Origin of the sequence: Rhodanobacter sp. KK11, assembly GCF_033345435.1 — a bacterium.
Lineage (GTDB): Bacteria > Pseudomonadota > Gammaproteobacteria > Xanthomonadales > Rhodanobacteraceae > Rhodanobacter.
Window position 1 is genome coordinate 632,453 of the sequence record NZ_JAWPMI010000001.1, and the last position, 26,456, is coordinate 658,908.

18 protein-coding genes are annotated in these 26,456 nt (G+C 70.2%); 13 read left to right on the plus strand and 5 right to left on the minus strand.

The features are described from left to right. The first annotated feature begins 21 nt into the window (after positions 1 to 21). A complete protein-coding gene (locus R5H19_RS02735) occupies positions 22 to 3,564 on the plus strand; it encodes a two-component regulator propeller domain-containing protein (protein ID WP_318157436.1) in 3,543 nt (1,180 codons plus the stop codon). A 37-nt stretch (positions 3,565 to 3,601) separates the two neighbouring features. Here the strand turns inward: R5H19_RS02735 and R5H19_RS02740 are convergent, their stop codons facing one another. Then, entirely contained in the window at positions 3,602 to 4,024 is a 423-nt protein-coding gene (locus R5H19_RS02740) for a DNA polymerase III subunit chi (protein ID WP_318157437.1), read from the minus strand. Positions 4,025 to 4,047: 23 nt separating this feature from the next. Beyond that, a complete protein-coding gene (locus tag R5H19_RS02745) occupies positions 4,048 to 5,535 on the minus strand; it encodes a leucyl aminopeptidase (RefSeq protein ID WP_318157438.1) in 1,488 nt (495 codons plus the stop codon). Positions 5,536 to 5,635: 100 nt separating this feature from the next. Here R5H19_RS02745 and lptF point away from each other — a divergent pair, with 100 nt between their 5' ends. The 8 genes from lptF to R5H19_RS02785 all read left to right on the plus strand — a co-directional run bounded on the left by lptF (position 5,636) and on the right by R5H19_RS02785 (position 16,974). Further along, a complete protein-coding gene (gene lptF / locus R5H19_RS02750; RefSeq protein ID WP_318157439.1) occupies positions 5,636 to 6,751 on the plus strand; it encodes an LPS export ABC transporter permease LptF in 1,116 nt (371 codons plus the stop codon). Further along, the gene (gene lptG / locus R5H19_RS02755) at positions 6,748 to 7,848 is read left to right on the plus strand and encodes an LPS export ABC transporter permease LptG (protein ID WP_318157440.1); all 1,101 of its coding nucleotides are present in this window, start codon (positions 6,748 to 6,750) and stop codon (positions 7,846 to 7,848) included. The genes lptF and lptG overlap by 4 nt, the downstream gene beginning before the upstream one ends. A gap of 136 nt (positions 7,849 to 7,984) precedes the next feature. Then, positions 7,985 to 8,470 (plus strand): sigma-70 family RNA polymerase sigma factor, encoded by a 486-nt coding sequence (locus R5H19_RS02760; RefSeq protein WP_318158140.1) that lies wholly within the window; start codon positions 7,985 to 7,987, stop codon positions 8,468 to 8,470. Between the two features lie 5 nt (positions 8,471 to 8,475). Further along, positions 8,476 to 9,615, plus strand: a complete 1,140-nt coding sequence (locus R5H19_RS02765; protein ID WP_318157441.1) for a FecR domain-containing protein — start codon at positions 8,476 to 8,478, stop codon at positions 9,613 to 9,615. A gap of 307 nt (positions 9,616 to 9,922) precedes the next feature. Beyond that, entirely contained in the window at positions 9,923 to 12,526 is a 2,604-nt protein-coding gene (locus R5H19_RS02770; RefSeq protein ID WP_318157442.1) for a TonB-dependent receptor, read from the plus strand. 9 nt (positions 12,527 to 12,535) lie between these two features. Next, positions 12,536 to 14,728 carry an Atxe2 family lasso peptide isopeptidase gene (locus R5H19_RS02775; RefSeq protein ID WP_318157443.1) on the plus strand — a complete coding sequence of 731 codons (2,193 nt, stop codon included), beginning with the start codon at positions 12,536 to 12,538 and terminating at the stop codon, positions 14,726 to 14,728. 75 nt (positions 14,729 to 14,803) lie between these two features. Further along, positions 14,804 to 15,823: a low-specificity L-threonine aldolase gene (gene ltaE, locus R5H19_RS02780; protein WP_318157444.1), complete on the plus strand. Its 1,020-nt coding sequence runs from the start codon at positions 14,804 to 14,806 to the stop codon at positions 15,821 to 15,823. A gap of 62 nt (positions 15,824 to 15,885) precedes the next feature. Continuing rightward, positions 15,886 to 16,974 (plus strand): hypothetical protein, encoded by a 1,089-nt coding sequence (locus R5H19_RS02785; protein WP_318157445.1) that lies wholly within the window; start codon positions 15,886 to 15,888, stop codon positions 16,972 to 16,974. A 9-nt stretch (positions 16,975 to 16,983) separates the two neighbouring features. Here the strand turns inward: R5H19_RS02785 and phaZ are convergent, their stop codons facing one another. From phaZ to R5H19_RS02800, 3 genes are all read right to left on the minus strand, one after another. Beyond that, a complete protein-coding gene (gene phaZ / locus R5H19_RS02790; protein ID WP_318157446.1) occupies positions 16,984 to 18,237 on the minus strand; it encodes a polyhydroxyalkanoate depolymerase in 1,254 nt (417 codons plus the stop codon). A 90-nt stretch (positions 18,238 to 18,327) separates the two neighbouring features. Then, complete coding sequence (locus R5H19_RS02795) at positions 18,328 to 19,095, minus strand: methyltransferase domain-containing protein (protein WP_318157447.1); 768 nt, start codon at positions 19,093 to 19,095, stop codon at positions 18,328 to 18,330. Positions 19,096 to 19,136: 41 nt separating this feature from the next. Continuing rightward, a complete protein-coding gene (locus tag R5H19_RS02800) occupies positions 19,137 to 19,640 on the minus strand; it encodes an RDD family protein (RefSeq protein ID WP_318157448.1) in 504 nt (167 codons plus the stop codon). 49 nt (positions 19,641 to 19,689) lie between these two features. Here R5H19_RS02800 and xerD point away from each other — a divergent pair, with 49 nt between their 5' ends. The 4 genes from xerD to R5H19_RS02820 all read left to right on the plus strand — a co-directional run bounded on the left by xerD (position 19,690) and on the right by R5H19_RS02820 (position 26,448). Beyond that, positions 19,690 to 20,607, plus strand: a complete 918-nt coding sequence (xerD, locus tag R5H19_RS02805) for a site-specific tyrosine recombinase XerD (protein WP_318157449.1) — start codon at positions 19,690 to 19,692, stop codon at positions 20,605 to 20,607. Between the two features lie 80 nt (positions 20,608 to 20,687). Beyond that, positions 20,688 to 21,464 (plus strand): DsbC family protein, encoded by a 777-nt coding sequence (locus R5H19_RS02810; RefSeq protein ID WP_318157450.1) that lies wholly within the window; start codon positions 20,688 to 20,690, stop codon positions 21,462 to 21,464. Between the two features lie 354 nt (positions 21,465 to 21,818). Beyond that, entirely contained in the window at positions 21,819 to 25,682 is a 3,864-nt protein-coding gene (gene purL, locus R5H19_RS02815) for a phosphoribosylformylglycinamidine synthase (RefSeq protein ID WP_318157451.1), read from the plus strand. Between the two features lie 28 nt (positions 25,683 to 25,710). Continuing rightward, on the plus strand, positions 25,711 to 26,448 hold the full coding sequence (locus tag R5H19_RS02820; protein ID WP_318157452.1) for a hypothetical protein: 738 nt from the start codon (positions 25,711 to 25,713) through the stop codon (positions 26,446 to 26,448). The last annotated feature ends 8 nt before the right edge of the window (positions 26,449 to 26,456 follow it).

A 26,456-nucleotide genomic window follows, 5' to 3' on the forward strand; every position in this document is an offset into this window, starting at 1 on the left:
AAGCCCAAAGGGGACAGCCTTATGCTTTCAGCAGTCTTGCTGGCCATGGCCCTGGGCCTGGCCGCGCCCGTGCCGAGCGCGCCGGCGGTCCCGGCTGCCGCGCTTCAGGCCGAGCCACTGCCGACCCCGCAGTTCCGCCGCTACAACACCGCGGACGGGCTGCCCAGCACCAATGTCTACGCCGTGGCGCAGGATCGCGACGGCGCGATCTGGTTCGGCACCAAGGGCGGCCTGGCACGCTTCGACGGTGTCGGCTTCAAGGTGTTCCGGCATGCCGAGAATGACCCCGGTTCGCTGCCCGGCAACAGCATCGCCACGCTGATGGTCGACCGGCAGGGGCGTCTGTGGGCCGCCGGCCTGAACGCGGGCTTGAACCGCTATGACGAAGCCAGCGGGACGTTCCGGCACTGGAGGCATGACCCGAAGCGGCCCGACAGCGTGGCCAGCGACCGGGTCTGGACAATCGCGCAGACCGCCGACGGTACGCTGTGGGTGGGCAGCACCGACGGGCTCGACCGGATGCGTGCGGACGAAAGCGGCTTCGAGCACGTGGCCGATCCGGTGCTCGGCGCGACGCCGGCCGCGGTCGGCACCGTGGCCGCTCTGTACGCGGATGGGCACGGGCGACTGTGGATCGGCAGCAGCCACGGCGTGTTCGTGCGCGAGGCCGACGGCACCATCCGCCGCGTGCCGTCGGCCGAACCGCAGCGGACCATCGACGCGTGGCGGATCGACGGCAGCGGCGACGAGGTACGCATCGCCGCCACCGACGGCCTGTGGATCGTCGGCGCGGACGGCGTGGCGCGCCGTTTCGGCGTCGGCGTGATTCCCGACACCAACGTGATGGGCAGCGTGCGCGATCGCGAAGGCCGCCTGTGGGTCGGCACGCAGAAAGGGCTGTTCCTGCAGGCGCGGGGCGGCGGCCCGGTGACGGCGGTGACCAACCAGCCGGTGCTCTACGGCAACCTGCCGGGCACCTGGGTGTGGCAGCTGATGACCGATCGCGAAGGCGGCCTGTGGGTGGCGCTGTACGACGGCGGCGTGGCGTACCTGGGGCCGGGCTGGAATCGCTTCAGCCGCTTCACCCACACGCCGGACGATCCGTCCAGCCTGCGCGACGCGATCGCCACCACCATGGCGCGCGGCAGGGACGGCCGTCACGTGTGGGTGGGCCAGCGCGGCGGCCAGGTCGATCGGCTCGATCCGGTGACCGGTGCGGTCGAGCATGCGCTGTCGGGGTTGCGCGGCGACGTGGTCGGCCTGACCGAGGACGCGAAACAGCGCCTGTGGGTGGTGGTGCAGGGTGCGCTGTATCGCGACACCGCCGGCCGGCTCGACCGTGCCGATCCGACCGGCACGATGATGCAGCGCCCGCTGGAGGTGGAGCCCGGCCCGGACGGCCAGATGTACGCGCGCACTTTCGGCCAGGGCGTGTTCCGCATCGACCCGGAGACACTGGCGCTCCATCCGGTGCCAATGGACGGCTTCAACGACATGGTGCGCTGGGGCAGCCAGATGACCCTGCACGACGGCATCTTCTGGTACGCCAGCGACGGCGGCATGATGTGGCTGGACGCGGCACGGGACCGTTTCGTGATGGTGCCGGGCGGGCCGGCCGGGCACGCCGTCGACGCCTTCGACTTCACCGCCGACGGGCTGTGGATGGCCAATGCCGACGGGCTGACCCACTATCGCCGGCGCGAGGGCGGCATCGTGGCCGACCGCCGGGTCGACGCGGCGCATGGCTGGCCGTCGGTCAGCGTCACCGACTTGCGCGTCGATGCTGCGGGCCGGGTCTGGGTGTTCGGCCACGACGGCCTGTGGCGGTTCGACCCGGCCGCCGGCACGTTCCGTTCGTTCGGCCTGCAGGACGGCCTGACCAACGGCGAATTCTTCCGTGGCTACGCGCGGATGCCGAGCGGCTACATCTACGCCGCCACCCTGGGCGGCGTGGTGGCGTTCAACCCGGATCGGAGCCAGCAGCAGACCAGCGTGCCGCAAATGGCGCTCACCCAGGCCCGGGTTCGCCGCCACGGCGCCACCCGGGAGCTGGCGATCGGCACGCAGCCGTTGCAGATCGACTGGCGCGACAGCCAGCTCGCGATCGAGGCGCGGGTGTTCTCCTACATCGCCCCCTCCGCCAACCGCTATCGCTTCCGCCTGCGCGGTTTCGACGGCGACTGGGTCGACACCGGCAGCCACGGCGAGCGCGACTTCAGCGGGCTGGGCGCCGGCGACTACACGCTCGAAGTGATGGCGGCGGGCGCGGGCGGGCAGTGGGTGCACCTGGCCACGCCGCTGCTCATCCACGTGCAGGCGCCGCCGTGGCTGCGCTGGTGGGCCTGGGCGATCTACGTGCTGCTGCTGGCCGCGGCGGTCGGCCTGATCCTGCGCGGCTGGCGCCGCCGCCTGGCGCAACGCCACCGCATGCAGCTGGTGGAGCAGCAGCGGCAGCTGGCGGAGGCGGCGAGCGCGGCGAAGACGCAGTTCCTGGCCACGCTGAGCCACGAGATCCGCACGCCGATGACCGGCGTGATGGGCATGGCCGAGCTGCTGCTGAGCACGCCGCTGAACCCGCAGCAGCACGACTACACGCAGGCGATGCAGCGCTCCGGCGGGATGCTGCTGAAGCTGCTCAACGATGCGCTGGACCTGGCGCGGATCGAGGCGGGCAAGCTGGAGCTGGAGCCGGCGCCGTTCGAGCCGCGTCAGCTGCTCGACGACGTGGCGCAGCTGGAGCAGGGCCTGGCGCACGCGAAGGGCATCCGCTTCGTGCTGGAGGTGGCCGACGAGCTGCCGGCGCAGCTGCTGGGCGATGCGCTGCGGATCAAGCAGATCCTGCTGAACCTGGCGAACAACGCGTTGAAGTTCACCGAGCGCGGCAGTGTCACGCTGCGTGCGCAGCCGGTGGCGGACGGGGTGCTGTTCAGCATCAGCGACACCGGGCCGGGCATTCCCGAGGCCAGCCAGGCGCGGCTGTTCCAGCGCTTCGAGCAGGCCGACAGCCCGCAGCGGCGTGCCGGCAGCGGGCTGGGTCTGGCGATCTGCCGCGAGCTGGTGGACATGATGGGCGGCAGCATCGAGCTGGAGTCGCGGCTGGGTTACGGCAGCACGTTCCAGGTGCGCTTGCCGCTGGCCGCGCCGGTGGTGGTGCCGCCGATGGAAATCCCGAGCGGGCGCCACTGGCGGCTGCTGCTGGTGGAGGACGATACCATCGTGGCGGCGGTGATCCGCGGCCTGCTGGAGCGCGAGGGGCACGTGGTGGTGCACGTGGTGAACGGGCTGGCGGCGCTGGCGGAGCTGGCGCAGGCGGACTTCGACGCGGTGCTGCTGGACCTGGACCTGCCGGGCGTGGACGGCTTCCAGGTGGCGCGGCTGATCCGCCAGCGCGAGCATGCGGGGCAGCACCTGCCGATCGTGGCGGTGACCGCGCGCCAGGGCAGCGAGAGCGAGGCGAAGGCGCGCGCGGCAGGCATGGACGGCTTCCTGCGCAAGCCGCTCAGCGGCGAACAGCTGGCCGGCGCGCTGGCGCAGGTGGTGGATGGCGCGGTCGCTCCGGCGTGAGGAGCGCGGGGATACCCGGGGCTGAGCCGGCGCCTGCTCACATGTCGTATTTGTGCAGCTCGAAACCCAGCCGCTGGTATTCGCGCCAGCGCGTGCGCGAGCCGTCGCGCTCGGCCGGATCGGCGGCCACCACTTCCAGCACGCGCTGGTAGCGGCCGGCGGGGCAGGTCTCGCGCAGGTTGATCAGCAGCGGGCGGTCGGCGCTGTCGACGCCGGGCGGCACGATCAGCACCGCGACCTCGTCGTCGTCATCGTCGCCGGCCAGCTGGTGCGGGATCATCGCGTCGTCGTCGAACGCCCACAGCAGTTCGTCCAGCGCATGCGCCTGGTCGTGGTCGCGGGTCAGGATCAGCGTCGGCTGCTGTCCCGCAAACGCCTTCTTCGCCAGCTCGCAGACCAGCAGCAGCGGCTGTTCGCGAAAGCGCGGCTTGTCGATCAGGTAGAAGTCGGCGCGGGGCATGGCGGGTCGGCTCCGGGGTGTGCTCAGCCAGCGCGATCCAGCAGCCATTGCGCCAGCAGCGCCACCGGGCGGCCGGTGGCGAGGCCCTTGCGGCCTTCCTCCCAGGCGGTGCCGGCGATGTCCAGGTGGGCCCAGCGCTGGCCGTCGGTGAAGCGCGACAGGAAGCAGGCGGCAGTGATCGCGCCGGCGCTCTTGCCGCCGATGTTGGCGACGTCGGCGAAGCCCGATTCAAGCTGTGTCTGGTAGTCGTCCCACAGCGGCAGGCGCCAGGCGCGGTCGAGGGTTTCCTCGCCGGCGGCGAGCAGCTCGGCGGCGAGGTCGTCGTGCTTGCTCATCAGGCCGCTGGCGTGCTTGCCCAGCGCGATCACGCAGGCGCCGGTGAGCGTGGCGGCGTCGATCAGCGCCTGCGGCTGGTACGTCTGCGCGGTGTACGTCAGCGCGTCGCAAAGGATCAGCCGGCCTTCGGCGTCGGTGTTGAGCACTTCGATGGTGAGCCCGGACAGGCTGGTCAGCACGTCGCTGGGACGGTAGCTGTCGCCGTCGGGCATGTTTTCCACCGCCGGCACCACGCAGACCAGGTTGAGCTTCAGACCCATCTTCACCGCGGCGACGAACGCGCCGAGCACGCCGGCGGCGCCGCCCATGTCGAACTTCATCTCTTCCATGCCGGCGCCGGGCTTCAGGCTGATGCCGCCGGAGTCGAAGGTGACGCCCTTGCCGACGAACGCATACGGCTTGTCGCCGTCGTTGCCGCCCTTGTATTCGAGTGCGATCAGGCGCGGCTTGTTGACCGAGCCGCGCGCCACCGCCAGCAGCGAGCCGAAGCCGAGCTTCGCCATGCCGGCTTCGTCGAGCACGGTGCAGCCGACCTTGTCCTGCGCGTCGGCGAAGGCCTGCGCCTGCGCGGCGATGTAGGCCGGGTTGCAGATGTTCGGCGGCAGGTTGGCCAGCTCGCGGGCGAAGCGCACGCCCTCGGCGATCGCCACGGCCTGGTCGAGCCCGCCCTGCGCATCGGCGCCGGCGGCGAAGGTGAGCGCGGCCAGCTCGGTCTGCTTGTTCTTGTCGCGCGGCTTGAACGTGGCGGTGTAGCGATAGGCGGCGTAGTCGCTGGCCAGCGCGGCGATGCGCACGCGCCAGGCGCTGTCGCGGCCGGGTACGTCCACCTCGGTGAGGTAGGACACCGCGTTCGCCACCGGCAGGCGGCCGAGCGCGCGCGCCGCCTCGATGTTCACCTTCTGGTAGCGCGCGGTGTCGAACGATTTCTGTGCGCCCAGGCCGACCACCAGCACGCGTTGCGCGGTGACGCCGGCCGGCGCGAACAGCACGGTGACGGAGCCGGCCTTGCCGCTGATGTCGCCGCTCTCCACCTGGCGCTTGATCGCGCCGCCGGCGGCACTGTCCAGCTGGGCGGCGGCGCTGGTCAGCACGCCCTGTTCGTACACGCCGACCAGCACGCAGGCGCTGTCGACGGTGGCGGGTGCGGCGGTGCCGAGGCTGAACTGGAGCGTCATCGGGGTGGTTCCTGCGTGGGTCCGGCGCGGGGCCGGACAAGCTAGACTTGAGGTTTGCCGGCCGATCGGGCCGGGCCGTTAAAGCGGACCAGTCTATCGCATGCTGAGCATCCTCGACCGCTACTTCCTGCGCGAGCTGGCGCAGACCGTGGCCGCCACCGTGGTGGTGCTGCTGGTGATCGTGGCCGGCAGCGCGTTCGCCAAGGTGCTGCAGCAGGTCGCCAACGGCAGCTTCCCGGCCAGCGTGATGTTCCAGGTGCTGGGCCTGCGCACGCTCGACGGCCTCACCAACATGCTGCCGCTGGCCAGCTTCGTCGGCGTGCTGCTGGGGCTGGGGCGGATGTACCGCGAGAGCGAGATGCACGTGCTGTCCTCCTCCGGCATGGGGCCGCGCGGGCTGCTGCGACCGGTGGCAGTGCTCGCTGCGGCGCTGGTGGCGCTCACCGCGCTGGTCTCGCTGTGGCTGGGGCCGTGGGCAGTGCGCACCAGCGACGCGCTGGTGGCGGCGGCGAACCGTTCGGTGATCGCGGCGGGTCTTGATGCGGGGCGCTTCACCGAGCTGCCGGGCAAGGGCGGCATCATTTTCGTCGACAGCCTGAGTCGCGACGGCAGTCGGCTGGGGCGCACCTTCGTGGCGACCCAGAGCGAGGGCAAGGACGGTCCGCCGCACCTGAAGGTGGTCAGCGCGGCCAGCGGCGAGCTGTACCAGGAGAGCAACGGCGATGGCCGCTTCATCGCGTTCAAGGACGGCTGGCAGTACGACATCCCGCTGGGCACGAACAACTGGCGGCAGATGCAGTACCGACGCAACGACACCTCGCTGTCCAACGTGCAGGCCGACGAGGACAACGATCCGGCACATTCGAAGGGCAGCTGGGCGCTGTTCCAGTCGGACGATCCGGACGACCGCGCCGAGTTCGCCTGGCGCGCCAACGCGCCGCCGCTGACCCTGGTGCTGCTGTTGCTGGCGTTGCCGCTGTCGCGGCAGAGCCCGCGCGAGCCGAAGTACGGCCGGCTGCTGCTGGCGGTGCTCACGTTCTATCTCTACTACACGCTGTTGGCGCTGGGCCGTGCGCAGATCGGCAAGGGCCACTGGCACAGCGAGGCGCCGCTGTGGGCGCTGCACGCGCTGGTGCTGGCGCTGGCCGGCTGGATGCTGTGGAAGCAGTACGCCCCGCGCAAGCTGCGCGCATCGCAGTCGGGCGTGCCGACATGATGGCCTTCAACATCAAGCGGGTCGACCGGCTGGTCGCGCTGAGCGTGCTCGGCTCGATGCTGATGGTCTGGCTGGTGCTGACCGGCTTCGACGCGGTGACCCAGCTGCTGCGCCAGCTCGGCAACGTCGGCAAGCACGGTTACACGCTGAGCAACGCGGTGGCCTACGTGCTGGTGACGTTCCCGCGCCGTGCCTACGAGATGTTCGGCAATGCCGCGCTGATCGGCGGCCTGCTCGGTCTGGGCGGGCTGGCCGGTACCGGCGAGCTCACCGCGCTGCGCGCGGCCGGCATGTCGCGGCTGCGCATCGCCGGCTCGGCGGTCGGCGTGGTGGCGGTGCTGATCGTCGGCGTGGTGGTCATGGGCGAGACGCTGGCGCCGTGGGGCGACCAGCAGGCGCAGGCGATGCAGGCGAGGATGAAATCCGGCAACCTCGGCATGACGACCAGCAGCGGGCTGTGGGCGCGCGACGGCGCCGACGTGATCAACGCCCGCGGCACCTCGCTGAAGCGACGTGACGGCGTCGGCACGGTGCAGCTCAGCGACGTGCGCGTGTTCACCTTCACCGCGGACGGCAAGCTCAGCCGCTTCGTGTGGGCCGCGACCGCCGAGCACAACGGCCGTCAGTGGATGCTGCACGACGCGCGCATCACCACGCTGGATGCGCAGGGCACCCATGCCAGCACCGTGGCCGCGCTGCCGTGGCAGTCCAGCCTCGACCCGCAGGTGCTGGCGCAGTCGGTGATCCAACCGCAATACCTCTCCATGCGCGACCTGCGCCGCAACATGGACTACCTGGAAGGCAACGGGCAGAGTCCCGGCACCTATGCGGTGGCGTTCTGGGGGCGTGCGCTGTATCCGCTCAACGTGCTGGTGCTGGTGTTGTGCGCGATGCCGTTCGCGTTCGGTTCGCTGCGCTCCGGCGGCCTGGGCAAGCGCATGTTCATCGGCATCCTGCTCGCGCTGGGCTGGTACTTCCTGCAGCAGGCGATGGTGAATTTCGGCACCGTGTACGGCATGCCGCCGCTGCTGGCGAACCTGCTGCCGGCGCTGATCCTGGTGGCGGCAGCCTGGCTGTATTTCAGGAGGCGCATCTGAAGTCGTGAGAGCCTGGCGCTGAAATAACGGTACCCGATGTTCCGTCCCGACCCTCTTTGTCTAGAGTAGGCGTCGCTGTACGGCTGCCGATCTGAGAGGGGACGTGAGGCCCGACAAACGTACATTCTGGGCGCGGATGTTCGTCACGCACCAGGCCGCGCTCGCCGGTTTCTTCCGGCGCCGCGCGGCGCATGCCTGGGATGCGCAGGATCTGGCCCAGGAGGTCTACCTGCGGCTGCTGCGTGCCGATGGCGGTGAGGGGAGCCACATAGCCAACCCCGAGGCCTACCTGTTCACCGTCGCCTCCAACCTCGCCAAGGAGCATGCCGTGCTGCAGCGCCGGCATGCGCTGGGCGTGGACATCGCGCAGCTGCTGCCCGAGCTGGAAGCCCCGCAAGGATCGGCCGAGGACGAGGCCGAGCGCGATTTCCGCCGGCAGCGGCTGGCCGCCATGCTCGACCGCCTGCCGCCCCGCTGCAAGGCGGTGATGCTGATGCAGTACCGCGACGGCATGAGCTACGAAGAGATCGCCGGGCAGTTGGGAGTGTCCACGCACATGGTCAAGAAATACGTCGTCAAGGCGCTGGCGTTGTGCCGTCGCGGCCTGGCGCGGTACGAGTAGCCGCCATGCGTACCGACGACCGACTGCACGCGCTCATCACCGAACAGGCCGCCGAATGGTACGTGGCGCAGCGGGATGGCGCGCTGGCCCCGGCGCAGCAGCAGGCCTTCATGCGCTGGCTGCGTGCCTCGCCCGTGCATGTGGCCGAGTACCTGTCCGTCGCCGGCGTTGCCAGGGACGTCGGCGACGCCGCACGGCAGGACGTCACGCCGCTGCAGCCGTTGCTGCGCGAGGCTGGCTTGCCGGATCGCGTGGTGCCGTTCGAGGGCGCCGCGCACGCGTCCGGCCTGCCGGTGCCGAAAGGCTCCCGGGGCCGGGTTGCCCGCGAGCGCCGTGCTTCACGCCGGTCGCGGGCCCGCTGGGGCGTGGGTCTGGCTGCATCGGCTCTACTGGCGGTCGTCCTGGCCGGCAGTCTGTGGCGGTTCGCCTCCGGGCCGCAGATTCAAAGCTACGCCACCCGGCATGGCGAACAGCGCAGCCTGCAACTGCGCGACGACACCATCGTGCACCTCAATTCGGATTCCGCCATCGCGGTCAGTTTCGACCGGCGCCAGCGGCGCGTCGAAGTCACCCGGGGCCAGGCCTACTTCAAGGTGGCGAAGGACCCGGCGCGAGCCTTTGGCGTGCAGGTCGGCGGCCTGCTCATCAAGGACATCGGCACCGAGTTCGACGTCTACCGGCAGGGCGCCGACACCACCGTCACCGTGGCGGAAGGCAGCGTGCAGGTGTGGCGCGCGCCGCCCTCGCCCCGCCGCTGGTTCGGCCTGGATCGCCGCCTGCCGACGCCCGCGGGCCGCACGCCCATCCTCGATCTGGCGGCCGGCCGCCAGGCGCGCATCGCCGCTTCCGGCGCCGTGGAGTCGCAAGGTGCGGCCGACGTGCAGCGGGCCACGGCATGGATCGAGGGCAACATCGCTTTCGAGAACCAGCCCATTGCCGCCGTGGCGGCCGAGTTCAACCGCTACAACAACCAGCAGGTCAGCGTGGAAGACCCGCGCATCGGCGCGCTGCCGATCAGCGGCACCTTCGACGCCCACGACGTGCCCGCCTTCGTGGCCTTCCTCGAAAGCCTGCCGGGCGTGCGCGTGGAAGCCAGCCGCAGTCGCGTCCGGGTCGTTGCAGCCGCGCGGCCGCGACGCAGGTAGTATCTGGCGAACACGAATGGACGGCCAAACAGAAACCTGGTTCGGCGCTGGACCCTGATCCGCTTTCCCATCGTTCGTCCTGCGCGCAGGCGCGCAGCGCCGAAGTCGAGGGGTTTCGTCGCCTCAGGCGCTTCGGCTCCGTTTGCCTGCGCAAGCCACACTTCGCGCAAGCGGAGGGAACGGCGGGAGACAAAAAGCGGTACCCGATTTCCGGTGCGGCACCTCGTAACCAGGGAAGCGCATGCATCGATGCAGTCGGAGACTGCGGCATGCGCACCATCGCCACATCCATCGGGGGAATCGATTCATGCGTATGCGCGTTCTGGCCATGTGTTGCCTGGTCTCGTTGTCCGGCGTCGGCCTGGCAGGTCCATCCACGGCGGCGCCGTTCCAGCAGTCCGGATCCGAGGCGGCCATTGCGCCGATGCCGTTGAACCGGGCGCTCGACGCCTTCGCGCAGCGCGAGCACCTGCAGCTGGTCTACGTCTCGAAGATCGCCGATGGCGTGCGCACCCGCGGCGCACCGGCCGGCCTGTCTGCGGAGAAGACGCTGCAGGCGCTGCTGGAAGGCACCGGGCTGGAGTACCGGTTTCTCAATGCGAAGACGGTGACGATCTATGCGCCGACCGAGCCGCAGGCTGCCGGAAGCAAGCCGGCGAGGAAGCCGGTGGCCAGTACCGAGGACAGCGAACCCGCACCGACGATCCTGGAGACCGTTTCGGTCACCGGCACCCGCCTTCGGGGTGGCACCACGCCTTCGCCGGTGATCGCGCTCAGCGCGGTGCAGATTCGTGAAGAAGGGTTTGTCGACCTGGGCGAGGTCATCCGCAGCATCCCGCAGAACTTCAACGGAGGGCAGAACCCGGGCGTGATCGGCGCCGCCAGCGGCGTCGGCAACCAGAACCTGACCGGCGGCTCCGCCTTGAACCTGCGCGGTCTGGGCGCGGACGCATCGTTGACTCTGCTCAACGGACGCCGCCTGGCCTACGACGGGTTTTCCCAGGCGGTGGACATCAGCGCCATCCCGGTGGAGGCGGTCGAGCGCCTGGAAATCATCCCGGACGGCGCCTCGGCCATCTACGGATCGGATGCGGTGGGCGGCGTGGCGAACGTGATCCTGAAGTCCGACTTCGACGGCGTGGCCCTCGGGGCGCGCTACGGCAGCGCGACGGACGGCGGGTTGACGACGCGGGAGTACACCGCGACCGCCGGCGCCACCTGGGCGGGCGGCGGCTTGATCGCCACGTTCAAGAACGTCGATGCCGATCCCATCTATGCGCGCCAGCGCAGCTACGCCAACTACCTGGTGGAGCCGTACACGATCTACGGCGGCAGCGATTCGCGCAATGGCCTGGTCAGCCTCCACCAGTCGATGGGCGACGTGGCCGAACTGAAGCTCGACGCACTGAAGATCAAGCGCGACATGGTGAGCTACGTCGCCACCCAGCCGGGCTCCTACTACCACTACAGCCCGGAGACCTCGATCACGCTGGTGTCGCCCAGCATGGCGTTCTACCTTCCCGGCGACTGGTCCCTCACCCTGGGCGGAGCGCATGGCGAGGACGAGAACATCCACGTGCGCCACCTGGTGTCGGCGGCAGGGAGCCGCTTGATCATTCGCAACTGCTATTGCAACGAGAGCCGCTCCTACGAGATCGGCGCCGAGGGGCCGCTGTTCGCGATCGGGGGTGGAGACGCGCGCCTGGCGGTCGGCGCCGGCACGCGAAAGGACGTGTTCCTGTACCGGCCGGAGGTTTCCGGCAACCCCTACGGGGGCGGCGAGCGCGCGCGCTTCGCCTACGCCGAACTGGGCTTGCCGTTCGTCTCGCCTTCCTCGGGCATCCCGGGCGTCCATCGCCTGGAATTCAGCGCCGCGATGCGCACCGAGGACTACGCCAGCTTCGGCCAGGTGACCACACCGAAGTTCGGCGTGATCTACGACCCCGGCGCTGACGTTACGCTGAAGGCTTCCTGGGGGAAATCGTTCAAGGCGCCGACGCTGGTGCAACGCTACCTGAGCGGGGATGCCTACCTGTGGAGCGCCGCTGCGGTAGGCGCCAGCGGCAGCCCCGCCGGCGCCACCGCCCTGATGTCCTATGGCGGCAACACCGACCTGCGTGCCGAGCGGGCGCGCACCTGGACGGCCTCGCTGGCCCTGCATCCGGAAGCGCTGCCGGGACTCGACGCCGAGCTGACCTGGTTCGACATCGACTACACCGATCGGGTGGTCGAACCGGTCAACTACCAGCAGGCGCTGAGCAACCCGGCCTACGCGGAGTTCGTGGACCGGTCGCCGACGCCCGAGCAGATCCAGCGCCTGCTTGCGGTCTACAACAACGCCTTCTACAACCTGTCCGGCGCCCCTTACGACCCCGGCAAGGTGGTGGCGATCATCCGCGACCAGTACGTGAACGCGGCGCGGCAGCGGATCAAGGGTCTCGACCTGTCGGGCTCGTACCGCATCGATCTCGGCGGTAGCCAGCTGACGCTGCGCGGATCGACCAGTTGGCTCGACAGTACGCAGAAGACCAGCGCCGCCCAGCCCAGGCAGACACTTGCCGGCACCGTCTTCAATCCGGCCAGGCTGAACGGCCGCGCCGGTGCGGTGTGGACCTCGGGCGGCTTCAGCGCGTCGGGCTTCGTCAACTACACCAGCGGCGTGCTCAACCGCTTCGCGCCGGTGCCGGAGAAGACCGCGTCGTTCACCACGCTGGACACCACGATCAACTACGACGTCGGTGAGCGCGCCGGCGCTTTCTCGCGGTTGGCGTTCGGGTTGTCGGTGCAGAACCTGCTGGATCGCGCGCCTCCGCTCTATACCGCGGCTGCGGCGACGTATGTGCCCTACGATGCCACCAACTACTCGGCGATCGGACGCTTCGTCAGCGTCTCGGTTTCCAAGCGCTGGTAGGAGAGGGCCGTGAAGTTCTTTCATTCATGGCTCCTGCGGACGATGGCAGCGGCGCGCAGGTGTGCGGATTTCCCGGCGGTGAAGCGCCGCGTGCGCTGGGCTCCGGCGCTTGCGGTCGTGGCGCTGGGCGTGGCTGTCGGCGCGCCGTCGCGCGCGGAGACGGTCTCGCCGCGGCGCCTGCTGGAGGTGACCGACCTGGGCAACCCGGCGATTTCGCCCGACGGGCGGTATGTGGCGTTCCGCGCCGAGCAGGCGTCGATCGAACGCAACACCTACGACACCACGTGGTACGTGCAGGCCCTGGACGGGTCATCCCCGCCGCTCCGCATAGCGGACGGCGGCGTGCCTCTGCGCGAGTACGTCACCGGAATCGTGCTGCCCTCGCCGGCCCTCTGGTCGTCCGACGGAAAGTGGATCTATTACCGCGCCAGGCACGACGACCGTGTTTCCGTCTGGCGCGCGGCCGCGGACGGCGCCGGCGCCCGCGAGGTGACGTCGGATGCGGCGGACGTGCGGGACTTCGTGCTGAGCGACGATGGCCGGACGCTGCAGTACAGCGTCGGCGCCACGCGGGAAGAGGTCGCCGCCGCGGAAACGTCCGAATACGATCGCGGCGTGCGCATCGACGACAGCGTGGTGATCGCCGCCGGGCTGTTCCGGTCGAACAGGCTCGGCGGCCGGCCGGCCACGCAGCGGTTCCTGGGCGACTGGTTCTCGACCGGGCCGTTGCTGGCGAAAGCGCCGGATCGCTGGAAAGCCGTCGACCTGGCCGCGATGACGACTCGGGACCTGCCCACCTCGTTACCGCCGGCACGCCCGGCGGCGAAGGTCGATCTCGCCCCCGGCCTGCCGGAGCCGGCCAAGCTTGCCCGGCATCCGGGCGATGGACGCATCGCGCTGCTGATGCCCGAGGAAAACAAGGACAAGGGCCAGTTGCAGAGCCTCAACGTCGAACTGGCGATGCTGCCGGACCCGCGCGCTTCGCGCCCGATCCGCTGCACGGCGGACCCGTGCCGCCACGAGCCCATCAGCGACATCCAGTGGCGGCCCGGCAGCGACGAAGTGCTGTTCACGGTCACCGAGTACGCCAAGGGGCGCGCGCAGTCGATCCACGCATGGAACGTCGCGACCGGCGCGGTGCGGCCGGTCGTGCTCTCCGACGGGCTGGTCAGCGGAAGCCAGCGCCACTGGGACATTCCCTGCGCGCTGTCTTCCGCCACGCTGGTGTGCGTGGCGGCCGAGGCCGATCGCCCGCCACGCCTCGAAGCCATCGACGTGGCCAGCGGGCGGCGACGGATCCTGTTCGAGCCGAACCAGGGCTTGGAGGCGGATATCGCGGCCACGGCGCCGGCAGAGCTGCTCCGCTGGCAGGACGAGCAGGGGCGGGAGTTCACCGGCCAGTTCTTCGGGGCGCGCGCAGCGGGCGCAGGCAAGCCGCCGCCGTTGTTCGTGACGTTCTACAACTGCTACGGATTCCTGCGCGGCGGCATGGGCGACGAGTGGCCGCTTGGCTCGCTGGCCGGGCAGGGCATCTCGGCGCTGTGCATCAACACGGCGCCGGGATACAGCGTCGATTACGTCGCCCGCCACGACCAGGCACGCGCGGCCGTCGAGAGCGTCGTCGAGCTGCTGTCCGGCGAAGGACGCGTCGACCGGAGCCACGTCGGGATGGGCGGGCTCAGCTACGGCAGCGAGGCGACGCTGTGGACGCTGATGCACTCGGACGTGGTGAGCGCCGCTTCCGTCAGCAGCATCTCGCCGACGCCGACCTACTACCTGTTCAACAGCCTGCGCGATGCCTTCCGCGCCAACCTGCGGCAGCTGTGGCAGCTTGGCGCGCCGGAGGAAACGCCCGAGCGCTGGAGGGAGATCTCGCCCGTGTATCACCTCGATGCGATCAAGGCGCCGATCCTGTTCCAGGTGCCCGAGCAGGAATACCGGATGGCCCTGGACTACGCGTTACCGCTGGTGCGCAGGCAGCAGGCGGATATCTACGCCTTCCCGGAGGAGGCCCACATCAAGTTCCAGCCGAGGCACAAGCTGGCGGTGTACGAGCGCAACGTCGACTGGTTCCGCTACTGGCTTCAGCGCGTCGAGGATCCCGACCCGCAGAAGGCCGAGCAGTACGCGCATTGGAGAGCGATGCGCGACGCGCAGGCCGTTCGCCAGGCCGGAACCGCCCGGGGAAAAGCCGCCCGGTGAGGCAGCGACCGGATCGCCTTGCAGCCCGGCCTTCTTGCGTTCAAGCTGCGTGTTTTCCGGCGAGCGAGAACGACAGTGGAATGGGTTGACCTGCGCAGCGATACGGTGACGCGCCCCACGGCTGCGATGCGCGAGGCGATGCTGGCGGCTGAGGTCGGCGACGACGTCTATGGCGAGGACCCCACGGTCAACGCGTTGCAGCAGCGGCTGGCCGACGAACTCGGCTTCGACGCCGGGCTGTTCGTGCCCAGTGGCACCCAGTCCAACCTGCTGGCGCTGATGAGCCATTGCGAGCGCGGCGACGAATACCTGGTCGGCGCGGACGCGCACACCTACAAGTTCGAAGGCGGCGGCGCCGCGGTGCTCGGCTCGATCCAGCCGCAGCCGATCGTGCAGGCGGCCGACGGCACGCTGCCGCTGGAGCGCATCGAGGCGGCGATCAAGCCGGTCGACCCGCACTTCGCGCGCACCCGCGTGCTGGCGCTGGAGAACACCTGGCACGGCCGCGTGCTGCCGCTGGACTACCTCCAGGCTGCCCACGACGTGGCGCGCGCGCACGGACTTGGCCTGCATCTGGACGGCGCGCGCCTGTTCAACGCCGCGGTCGCCGGTGGCGTGCCGGCGCGCGAGATCGCGCGGCATTTCGACACGGTGTCGGTGTGCCTGTCCAAGGGGCTCGGCGCGCCGGTCGGCTCGGTGCTGCTGGGCTCGCACGCGCTGATCGACAAGGCGCGGCGCTGGCGCAAGGTCGCTGGCGGCGGCTGGCGCCAGGCCGGCATCCTTGCCGCGGCGGGGATGCATGCGTTGGATCACCATGTGGCGCGGCTGGCCGACGATCACCGTCGCGCGGCCTACCTGGCCGGTCGCCTGCGCGAGATCGCCGGCGTCGACCTGCTCGGGCAGTTCACCAACATGGTGTTCATCGACGTGCCGGCCGAGCGCCTGCGCGAATTGGACGTCCATCTGCGCGAGGCCGGCATCCGCATCAGCATCGGCTACCTGCCCACGCTGCGCCTGGTGACGCACCTGGACGTCGACGACGCCGGCATCGAGCGCACGGCGGCCGCTTTCGCCGCGTTTTTCCGCAGGCACTGAGCGTCGGCACGGGCCATCGCCCGCATGGCCGGCATGGACAACCCACCACAAGGACTTCCGTGATGACGAAAATTTCTCCCTGGCTGCCGACGCTGGCCTGTCTTGCCCTGGCCGGCTGCGAGCCGGCGCCGCCGCCTGCGCAGTCGGATGCTCCGGTCACCGCCGTGTCCACCGGGGTGCCGGTCATGCCCGCGCCGATCGAACCGGCTCCGGCTCCAGCGCCGGCCACGCCGGGATCGGCGCCGACCAAGCCGTTTGCGTTTGCCGCCGAAGCGGCATCGGCAACGATGGCCTGCGGATTCGACGGGCTGCAGCTGCCGCCTTCGGCCAGGGTCTATGCGGCCGGTGCCTACGGTGGCAGCCGGCAGGATTTCCAGATCGACCAGAGCGGACACGAAGCGACCCGGATGGACGTGGCGGTCAACCAGCCGGACGTGCCGGTGGTGCTGATGCTGGGTAACTACGAGCCCACGGTGTGGAACATCGGCTGGGCGCCGGGCACGCGCATCCTGGCGGTGCTGGTCGGCGGCTATCACCACCAGGTGGTCACCGGCTTGCCGGCCAGCGTGCCGGTGCAGGTGAGCACATACGAGAACCGCGGCGGCTGCGGTTATTTCTACGTCACGCCGGAAAAGGCCGGCACGCTCAATCCGATCGCGCGGCGGGTGTTCGGGCGCCCGGTCGACATGCTCTACCCCGCCCGCGACGGCAAGGTGGCCATCGGCATGCCGCTGGCCACCGGTACCGCACTGGTCACCGACGGCGCCGCCAAGGCACCGTCGGCCTTCCGCCTGCCGAACTCGCAACTGGCGGGTCCGGCCGGCCTGGAGCAGGCGGTGCGCGACGGTTTCCTGCGCGAGGCGGATGCGTCCGACGGCGCGGCGTGGGTCGCGGCCAGGCAGGCCCGGCCCGCTGCGCGGGGGGACGCTCCACCCATCGCTGGCGGCACGCCGCCGCCGCGGATGCCCTCGATGTTCCGCGCCTACGTGGTGCTGAAGGCCTACACCTTGCCGGCCGGCCTGTACGGCGCGAACTCGGCCACCTTCTTCGTGCCCAAGGGTGTGCCGCGCCCCACTGGCCCAATGGGCCACTCGACCCTGTACGACTTCAACACGCTGAGTTGCGCCGGGACCGCCTGCGGACGGGAGTAGGGCGGGCGGCTACTTGCCGGCCTGGTCGAACTTGCGGATGAAGTCGCGCACCTGCGGGTAGACCGTCTCGCGCCAGCGGCGGCCGCTGAAGATGCCGTAGTGGCCGGCGCCCTCGATCACCTTGTGCGCGCGGCGCCTGGCCGGGATGCTGCTGCACAGGTCGTGCGCGGCCTCGGTCTGGCCCAGGCCGGAGATGTCGTCCAGTTCGCCCTCGATGGTGAGCAGGGCGCTGCGCGTGATCGCAGCGGGATCGACCCGTTCGCCGGCCACGTCCCACAGCCCGCGCGGCAGCAGGAATTGCTGGAACACCTTGTCGATCGTGTCGAGGTAGAACTCGGCCGGCATGTCGAGCACCGCGTTGTATTCGTCGTAGAACTTGCGGTGCGCCTCGGCGTCGTCGAGGTCGCCGCGCAGCAGGTCCTGGTAGAAATCCCAGTGCGAGCCGAGGTGGCGGCCGGGGTTCATCGCGATGAAGCCGGCGTGCTGCAGGAAGCCCGGATAGACCTCGCGGCCGCGGCCGGGGTAGTTCGGCGGCACGGTGTGGATCACGTTGCCCCTGAACCACGACAGCGGCTGGTGGGTGGCCAGGTTGTCGACGCTGGTGGGGCTGCGCCGCGGGTCGATCGGGCCGCCCATCATGGTCAGGCTGCGCGGCGTTTCCTCGCCGCGCGCGGCCATCAGCGACACCGCCGCCAGCACCGGCACGGTCGGCTGGCAGACCGAGATCACGTGCAGCGTGGACGCGCCGATGTGGCGGATGAAGTCCTCGACGTAGGCGACATAGTCGTCCAGCCCGAACGGGCCGGCCGCGGCCGGCACCATGCGCGCGTCGACCCAGTCGGTGATGTAGACCTTGTGGTCGCGCAGCAGCGTGCGCACGGTATCGCGCAGCAGCGTGGCGTGATGGCCGGACAGCGGTGCCACCACCAGCACGATCGGATCGTTCTTCATCTTCTCGATGGTGGCCGGGTCGTCGCTGAAGCGCTTGAAGCGCTTCAGCCGGCAGAACGGCTTGTCCAGCGCGACGCGTTCGATCACCGCGATCTCGTGCTCGTGCGCGGTGGCGGTGTGGATGCCGAACTCGGGCTTCTCGTAATCCTTGCCCAGGCGATGGAACAGCTCGTAGCCGGCGGCCATCCGCTGCACGATGGGCAGCTGCGCGAACGGGCTGCCCGTGTCGTTGAGCATGTGCGCGCCGGCCTGGGCGAAATGGCTCAGTGGGCCGAGGAACGCACGTTGCCATTCGTGGATCTGGTAGAGCATCGGAGTGGGTCGACTGCAGGCTAAAACAATCATCTTAGCGCCGTTTCCCCTGCGTGTGTTGCGACGCCGCAGACGTGACTTCCAATCCAATCAGCAGGTTGGCGCAGGGTCCGGGTGGTAGCGGCAGCGCAGCAGCAGCTCGTCGACGCCGCCGGTGTCGACGAGTCCGCTGCGCCAGTGCAGCGGCTTCTGGAAGTGCAGGCCTAGCGGCATGAGCACCCGGTTGTACCACCACATCGCGCGCTCTCGCCGGTGGCTGAGGTACCACCGGCCGAGGTCGAGCAGGCGCGGGGACTTCGGCTGCATGCCGTACACCGCGCTGTATTCGATGGTGAAGCCGTGCCGCCCGAGCAGCGCCACGATCCGTTCCGGCTCGTAGCGACGGCAGTGGCCGACGAAGTCGTCGAACGCCGTCCACGCCGCTGGGTGCAGTGGCACCGACAGCAGCACACTGGCGCCGGGTGCGGCCACGCGCGCCAGTTCGGTCAGCGCGCCGGCGTCGTCGGCGACGTGTTCGAGGATGTCGAGCGCGCAGACCAGATCGAAGCTGGCCTCGTGGCAGGGCAGCGCGTCGATCATCCCGTGCACCGCGTGGGCGCCGGCGGCGCGCAGCCGGCGCAGTGCGGCATGGCTGAGGTCGACGAAGCAGGTGCCGTGCAGCGGCAGGCGCGGGCGCAGGCCCGGCGCCACCTCCAGCCGCCGCGGCGCAGCGTCGGCCAGCTCGCGCAGCAGCGGCCAGGTGTTGAAGCGCTCCGGCCCGATCAGCTTCGCCTCGGCCCACAGCATTTCGTAGAAGCCGCGGTTGGTACGGATCAGTGCGGTGTGGCTGTGGCTTTCGGCGGGGCGCGGCGCGGGCATCGGCGGATTGAATCGCGCGGGCGCTGAGCGAAGCGTGAAGTTCAGTCCAGCCGACGGATCTCGGTGCCGGCGGCGATGTCGTGCAGCGCGCGCCGGCGCGGATCGAACAAGGCCACGGCGAACCAGCCGGCCCACACCGCCAGCAGCGTCCACAGCGTCGCACGCAATCCGATCACCGGTTCCAGCAGCAGCAACACCAGCGGCGCGGCCGCCACCAGCACACGAATCAACGCCTGCTGCAGCGTCGGTGCGCCGCCGTCGTCGCGGGTGACCTGGATGCGCCACGGCCGCATGCCCAGCGTCTGCCCGCCGCGTCGCCACGAGCCGATGAAGTACGCCGCCACCACCGCGCCCTGCAGCGCCTGGTACCAGGCCGGCACGACCACCGCCGCACCGGTGCGGATCAGCTGGCCGCCGGTAACCAGCTGGCACAGCAGGCCCACCACCATCACGATCGCCAGCACGATCAGGAGGTCGTAGACCAGCGCCAGCAGGCGGCGCCACGGCGGGCAGGGAATGTCGGTGGCGGCGAGACTTGGCGGCATGGGGTCGATCGCTTGCGTAGTGCGCGCGCAATGCCCAGCATGCGGACGCATGAAGAAGGAAGAAAGCCGCGCCAGTATCGCCGAAGCCGACCGGCTGAGCATAAGCATGTTCGTGGAGCGGGTGTGGTCGGAGGACGGCTTGGCCGACCGCACGCTGGAGGCGTATCGGCGCGACCTCGAAGCGCTGGCGCTCTGGCTCGCCGCGCGCGGCCGCGAGCTGCGCACGGCGCGGCGCGAGGATATTTCCGCCTACCACGGCGCGCGGCCGGCAGCGGTGCGCTCGATCGCGCGGCGGCAGTCGGCGTTCCGCCGCTACTACGCGTTCCTTGCCCGCAACGAGCCCGGTTTTGCCGACCCGACCCTGCTGATCGAACGCCCGAAGCTGCCGCGCAGCCTGCCCAAGGCGCTGGCCGAACGCGAGATCGAGGGCCTGCTCAATGCGCCTGATACCACCACCACGCTGGGCCTGCGCGATCGCGCGATGCTGGAGCTGATGTACGCCTCCGGCCTGCGCGTGTCCGAGCTGGTGGAGCTGCCGCTGGCTGCGCTGAACCCGCGCCAGGGCGTGCTGCGCGTCACCGGCAAGGGCGGCAAGGACCGGTTGGTGCCGGTCGGCGAGGAAGCGCTGGCGCGCATCGGCGCCTACCTGGCCGACGCGCGGCCGGCGCTGGCGAAGGGCCGCCAGCCGGCGGCGCTGTTCCTGAGCAAGCGCGGCGAAGGCATGACCCGGCAGATGTTCTGGACCCTGGTGAAGCGCTACGCGCTGAAGGTCGGCATCAACCCGAAACGCATCTCGCCGCACGTGCTGCGCCACTCCTTCGCCACCCACCTGCTCAACCACGGCGCCGACCTGCGCGCGCTGCAGATGCTGCTCGGCCACAGCTCGCTCAGCACCACGCAGATCTACACGCTGGTGGCGAAGGAAGGGCTGAAGCGGCTGCATGCGCAGCATCACCCGCGGGGGTGAGGGGCGTTCAGCTGCCTGTGCGAGAATGCGCTGCTGCCGCCGCTCCCCCGCGTGGCCCGGATCGAATGAGGTTGATGGTGATGCTGAAGAAACTGTTGCTGGCGCTGTGCATCGGCGGACTCCCCCTGGCCGCCTGTGCGGCCGAAAACGATGTCGCGCCGGCAGCCAGCCCGGCGGCGGTGACGCCGGCGGCGCAGCAGGTGGTGCGGCAGGCGATCAGGAGCCTGGCGGCGAACGTGCAGGTCGATTCGATCGAGCCGGCGCCGATGCCGGGGTTTTACCAGGTGATCGCGGCGGGCCAGATGCTGTACGTCAGCAGCGACGGCCGCTACGTGATGCACGGCGACCTGCTCGACCTGCAGAGCAAGCGCAACCTCGGCGACGCCGCCTGGGCGCGCTTCCGCAAGGCCGAACTGGCCAAGGTGCCGGCGTCCGAGCGCATCGTGTTCGCGCCGCCGAACCCGAAGTACACGATCAGCGTGTTCACCGACGTCAACTGCGGCTTCTGCCGCGCGCTGCACGAGCACATCGCCGCGTTCAACAAGGAAGGCATCGCGGTGGAATACCTGGCGTGGCCGCGCGAAGGGCTGGTGACCACCGCCGGGCGGCCCACGCCGACCTATACCGAGATGGTCTCGGTGTGGTGCGCGAAGGATCGCAAGGCCGCGTTCACCGCGGCGAAGGAAGGCCGTGCCCCGGCGCCGGCGACCTGCGCCAACCCGGTCAAGGACCAGTTCGAGCTGGGCGTGAAGCTCGGCGTCAACGGCACCCCGGCGATCTACGGCCCGGATGGGCGCGTGCTGGGCGGCTACGTCACGCCGGAGCAGCTGTTGCAAGCGCTGAAGCAGGGCGGCTGAGGCCTGCTGCCTCCCTCCCCTGTGTAGCAGGGGAGGGCTGGGGTGGGGTCGCTCTTCGGTCAAGCCAAGATCATAAGCGCACCCCCTCCTGACCTCCCCCTGCTGCGCAGGGGGAGGGACCGGTCTCGAAGCTGCGCGTCTTGCTCCCTCCCCTGCAAGGCAGGGGAGGGCTGGGGTGGGGTGCTCTTCGGTCTTGCCACAGCGAAAAGTCAAAGGCCTTACCCCCTCCCGGCCTCCCCCTGCAAGCAGCGGGAGGGGTAAAAGCCGCGGCCGCAGTCGAGCGTACGGGAAGCCATGCCGTATTGCAGCATAGGGTAGAATGGGCGTTTCTCTCGCCACGGTCCCGTTCCCCGCATGATCGTCCTCGACGGGCAGAGCGCCCTTTCGCCGTTCCGACTCGAACGCCTCAACGCCCGCCTCGACGCGCTGCACCGGGGTGTGCGGGTGCAGGCCACGTGGTTCGTCTACTTCATCGACGCCGCGGTGGAGCCCGCGGGCGAGCTGCGCCAGCGCCTGCTGGCCGTGCTGGAGGCGAAGGACGCCGCACCGGAGCCGGCCACATTGTGGGTGGTGCCGCGGCTGGGCACGATCTCGCCGTGGTCGAGCAAGGCCACCGACATCCTGCATGGCGCCGGTTTCGACGTACGCCGAGTCGAGCGCGGGCTGGCCTGGCAGGTGGCCGGCCTGCCGCCGGCCGAGGCGCCGGACCATGCCGCGATCATGGCGGTGCTGCACGATGCGATGACGCAGTCGGTGCTGCAGCGGATCGAGGATGCGCAAGGCCTGTTCCTGGCCGGCTCGCCCGGCGACCTGGTGCACGTGGCGCTCGGCGCCGAGCCGCAGGCCGCGCTGGCCGCGGCAAACGTACGGCTGGGCCTGGCGCTGGCCGACGACGAGATCGACTACCTGGCCGATCGCTACGCCGAACTCGGCCGCGATCCCACCGATGCCGAGCTTTTCATGTTCGCCCAGGCGAATTCCGAGCATTGCCGGCACAAGGTGTTCAACGCCAGTTGGACGGTCGACGGCGCGGAGCAGGACAAGAGCCTGTTCGGCATGATCAAGCACACTCACCAGCAGTCGCCCGCGCATACCTTGTCCGCGTACTCGGACAACGCGGCCGTGATCGAAGGCAGCGCAGGCAAGCGCTTCTTCGCCGACCCGGCCGACGGCGTGTGGCGCGGCCACGAGGAACGCATCGACTACGCGATCAAGGTGGAGACGCACAACCATCCCACCGCGATCGCGCCGTGGCCGGGCGCCGCCACCGGCGCCGGCGGCGAGATCCGCGATGAGGGCGCGACCGGCCGCGGCGGCAAGCCGAAGGCCGGACTCACCGGTTTCTCGGTGTCCGACCTGCGCATTCCCGGCCTGCCGCGGCCGTGGGAAGTGGATCGCCCGCTGCCGCCGCGCATGGCCAGCGCGTTCGAGATCATGCGCGACGGCCCGCTCGGCGCCGCCGCGTTCAACAACGAATTCGGCCGCGCCTGCCTGGGCGGCTATTTCCGCAGCTACGAGCACGAGACCGCCGAACCCGGCCTGCGCCGCGGCTACGACAAGCCGATCATGCTCGCCGGCGGGCTGGCCAACCTGCGCCCCGGCCACGTGCTGAAGCATGCGGTGCAGCCGGGCCACAAGGTGATCGTGCTGGGCGGCCCGGCGATGCTGATCGGGCTGGGCGGCGGCGCGGCCTCGTCGGTCGCCGGCGGTGCGTCGAGCGCGGAACTGGATTTCGCCTCGGTGCAGCGCGACAACGCCGAGATGGAGCGGCGCTGCCAGGAAGTGATCGACGCCTGCTGGGCGCGCGGCGAGCACAACCCGATCGTCAGCGTGCACGACGTCGGCGCCGGCGGCCTGTCCAACGCGATTCCCGAACTGCTCAACGACGCCGGCGTCGGCGGCGTGATCGACCTGTCGAAGATTCCCTGCGACGATCCCTCGCTGTCGCCGATGCAGGTGTGGAGCAACGAATCGCAGGAGCGCTACGTGCTGGCGATCGCGCCGGAAAACCTGGTCGAGTTCGAGGCGATGTGCGTCCGCGAACGCTGCCCGTACGCGGTGGTCGGCGACGCCACGGCGGAGCGCCGGCTGCTGCTGACTGACCCGCGCCGCGAGTTGACCGTGATCGACCTGCCGATGGACGTGCTGTTCGGCAAGCCGCCGCGGATGCATCGCGACGCGCAGCGCGGCAAGCCGCGCGTCAACCTGGTGCCTGACCTCACCGGCATCGGCATGGACGAGGCGCTGCTGCGCGTGTTGCGTCTGCCCACCGTGGGCAGCAAGAGTTTCCTGATCACCATCGGCGACCGCACCGTCGGCGGCCTGAACGCGCGCGACCCGATGGTCGGCCCGTGGCAGGTGCCGGTGGCCGATTGCGCGGTGACCCTCGCCGACTTCGACGGCTACGCCGGCGAGGCGATGGCGATGGCCGAACGTGCGCCGGTGGCCCTGCTCTCCAGTGCCGACGCGGCGCGGCTGACGGTCGGCGAGGCGATCACCAACCTGGCCGCGGCGCCGATCGGGTCCCTGGGCGAGATCCGCCTGTCGGCGAACTGGATGGCCGCGGTGAATCATCCTGGCGAGGACGCCGCGCTGTTCGATGCGGTCAAGGCGATCGGCATGGAGCTGTGCCCCGAACTGGAGATCTCGATCCCGGTCGGCAAGGACTCGCTGTCGATGCAGACCGTGTGGCAGGACGGCGGCACCGCGCAGCGCACGGTATCGCCGGTGTCGCTGGTGGTTACCGGTTTCGCCCGGGTGGCCGACGTGCGCCGCACGCTCACGCCGCAGCTCAAGCTCGATCGGGGCGACTCCGCGTTGTGGCTGATCGACCTGGGCGCCGGACGCGACCGCCTCGGCTGTTCCGCGCTGACCCAGGTGTTCAACCGTTCCGGTGGCGTGCCGCCGAACCTGGACGACGCGAAGCGGCTGAAGGCGATGTTCCAGCTGATCCAGGAAGCGAACGCGGGCGGCCTGCTGCTGGCCTATCACGACCGCTCCGACGGCGGCGTCATCACCACCTTGCTGGAGATGGCGTTCGCCGGCCACTGCGGCCTGGAAATCCATCTGGACGGCTGGGCCGAGGCGACCTTGCGCGCGCTGTTCAACGAGGAACTCGGCGCGGTGGTGCAGGTGGCCGAAGCCAACCGCGAGGCGTTCGAAGCGCTGTTGATCAAGTACGAGCTGGCCGGCATCAGCCACCGCATCGGCCGCCCGAAGGAGAAGCTGGGGATCAAGCTGTTCCTCGGCGACGAGACCTTGTTCAAGTGGCACTGGAGCACGCTGTTCAAGGCGTGGAACGAGACCAGCCACGCGATGCAGCGCCTGCGCGACAACCCGCTCACCGCCGACGCGGAGTCGGAGTGGCGGCTCGACGACGCCGATCCGGGCATCAGCCCGAAGCTCACCTTCGATCCGGCGCAGGACGTTGCCGCACCGTTCCTCGGCAAGGGCGAGCGCCCGCGCATCGCGATTTTGCGCGAGCAGGGTGTCAACGGCCAGGTCGAGATGTCCGCCGCGTTCACCCGCGCCGGTTTCGACGCGGTCGACGTGCACATGTCCGATCTGGCCAGCGGCCGGATCAGGCTGGCGGACTTCCGCGGCTTTGCGGCCTGCGGCGGCTTCTCCTACGGCGACGTGCTCGGTGCCGGCCGCGGCTGGGCCACCTCGATCCTGTACAACGACATGCTGCGCGCGCAGTTTGCCGCGTTCTTCGCCGATCCGACGAAGTTCGCACTGGGCGTGTGCAACGGCTGCCAGATGCTGGCGCAGCTGAAGGAGATCATTCCCGGCGCGCAGCACTGGCCGAAGTTCCTGCGCAACGCGTCCGAACAGTACGAGGCGCGCCTGGCCACGCTGGAGATCCTCGACACGTCGAGCATCTTCTTCAAGGGCATGGCCGGCTCGCGGATTCCGGTGGCGGTGGCGCACGGCGAAGGCCGGGTAAGTTTCCCGCACGCCTGCAGTCCGTCGAAGTCGAACGGTGCGGTGCGCTTCGTCGACAACCGCGGCAAGCCGACCGAGAGCTTCCCGCTCAACACCAACGGCTCGCCCGGTGGCCTGGCTGGCTTCACCGCCGCCGACGGCCGCGTGACGATCATGATGCCGCACCCCGAGCGCGTGTTCCGCAGCGTGCAGCTGAGCTGGCATCCGGAATCGTGGGGCGAGGATTCGCCATGGATGCGCATGTTCCGCAATGCCCGCGTGTGGTGCGGCTGATCGCCCGCCGCGCCGCGAGGCACTGAAGATGGCCTGGCGCCGGCCGGCATGGCGCGCCGTGCTGTCGCTGGCGGCCTGGCCGATCCTGCTGGCGCTGCTGCCGTGGTGGCTGGGCCTGCCGTTGCTGCTGTCGCTGGCGGCCGCGGTGACCCTGCTGCAGTACCGGCTTGCCGGGGAACAGGCTGCCTTGATCCGGCGCGCCTTGCGCTGGGGCCTGCCCGGGGTGCTGTTCGCGCTGCAACGGGCACTGGGCGGCGACGTGCTTGCCTGGGGCGCGGCCCTGCTGGGCGCGCTGGCCGGCTACACGCTGCTGGCCGGCCTGGACGCGTGGCTCGACCGCGAGCTGCGCCGCGCACCGGCGGTGCCGTCCGCCGAGTGGCCCGAGCTGGCGATGGCGCCGATCGGTCCGGCGGCGGAAATCATCGAACTGCAACCGCCGGCATGGATCGTCGCAGGCGAACTGGCCGACCCGCTTGACGGTCGCGTGGTCTACCACGGTGGCGGGTACTCCTTCGAAGCGGGCCCGCGCATCGATGGCGTCGACGCGCAGGCTGCCTTCAGCCCCTGCGGACGCTGGTTCGCCGCTCGCCTCGGCGGCGACCGCGGCGTGCTGCTGTGGGACCGCCAGCGCCAGCGGCAACATCGCCTGCGCGGCTGGCAACTGGGCGGCTGGTATCGCGGGGAGCCGTGGCTGGCCCGCCGCGACGACGACATGCCGCTGGCGTTGTCGGCGGTGCTCGGCGAGGACGAGGTGGAAGGAACGTGAAGCCGCGG

What these genes read in the sequence shown, in the direction of transcription:
- lptF (WP_318157439.1), top strand. Translation starts at nt 5,636, where the DNA reads ATGCTGAGCATCCTCGACCGCTACTTCCTGCGCGAGCTGGCGCAGACC.
- R5H19_RS02820 (WP_318157452.1), top strand. Translation starts at nt 25,711, where the DNA reads ATGGCCTGGCGCCGGCCGGCATGGCGCGCCGTGCTGTCGCTGGCGGCC.
- phaZ (WP_318157446.1), bottom strand. Translation starts at nt 18,237, where the DNA reads ATGCTCTACCAGATCCACGAATGGCAACGTGCGTTCCTCGGCCCACTG.
- R5H19_RS02765 (WP_318157441.1), top strand. Translation starts at nt 8,476, where the DNA reads ATGCGTACCGACGACCGACTGCACGCGCTCATCACCGAACAGGCCGCC.
- purL (WP_318157451.1), top strand. Translation starts at nt 21,819, where the DNA reads ATGATCGTCCTCGACGGGCAGAGCGCCCTTTCGCCGTTCCGACTCGAA.
- R5H19_RS02795 (WP_318157447.1), bottom strand. Translation starts at nt 19,095, where the DNA reads ATGCCCGCGCCGCGCCCCGCCGAAAGCCACAGCCACACCGCACTGATC.
- R5H19_RS02770 (WP_318157442.1), top strand. Translation starts at nt 9,923, where the DNA reads ATGCGTATGCGCGTTCTGGCCATGTGTTGCCTGGTCTCGTTGTCCGGC.
- lptG (WP_318157440.1), top strand. Translation starts at nt 6,748, where the DNA reads ATGATGGCCTTCAACATCAAGCGGGTCGACCGGCTGGTCGCGCTGAGC.
- R5H19_RS02735 (WP_318157436.1), top strand. Translation starts at nt 22, where the DNA reads ATGCTTTCAGCAGTCTTGCTGGCCATGGCCCTGGGCCTGGCCGCGCCC.
- R5H19_RS02785 (WP_318157445.1), top strand. Translation starts at nt 15,886, where the DNA reads ATGACGAAAATTTCTCCCTGGCTGCCGACGCTGGCCTGTCTTGCCCTG.
- R5H19_RS02760 (WP_318158140.1), top strand. Translation starts at nt 7,985, where the DNA reads ATGTTCGTCACGCACCAGGCCGCGCTCGCCGGTTTCTTCCGGCGCCGC.
- R5H19_RS02810 (WP_318157450.1), top strand. Translation starts at nt 20,688, where the DNA reads ATGCTGAAGAAACTGTTGCTGGCGCTGTGCATCGGCGGACTCCCCCTG.
- xerD (WP_318157449.1), top strand. Translation starts at nt 19,690, where the DNA reads ATGAAGAAGGAAGAAAGCCGCGCCAGTATCGCCGAAGCCGACCGGCTG.
- R5H19_RS02745 (WP_318157438.1), bottom strand. Translation starts at nt 5,535, where the DNA reads ATGACGCTCCAGTTCAGCCTCGGCACCGCCGCACCCGCCACCGTCGAC.
- R5H19_RS02800 (WP_318157448.1), bottom strand. Translation starts at nt 19,640, where the DNA reads ATGCCGCCAAGTCTCGCCGCCACCGACATTCCCTGCCCGCCGTGGCGC.
- R5H19_RS02740 (WP_318157437.1), bottom strand. Translation starts at nt 4,024, where the DNA reads ATGCCCCGCGCCGACTTCTACCTGATCGACAAGCCGCGCTTTCGCGAA.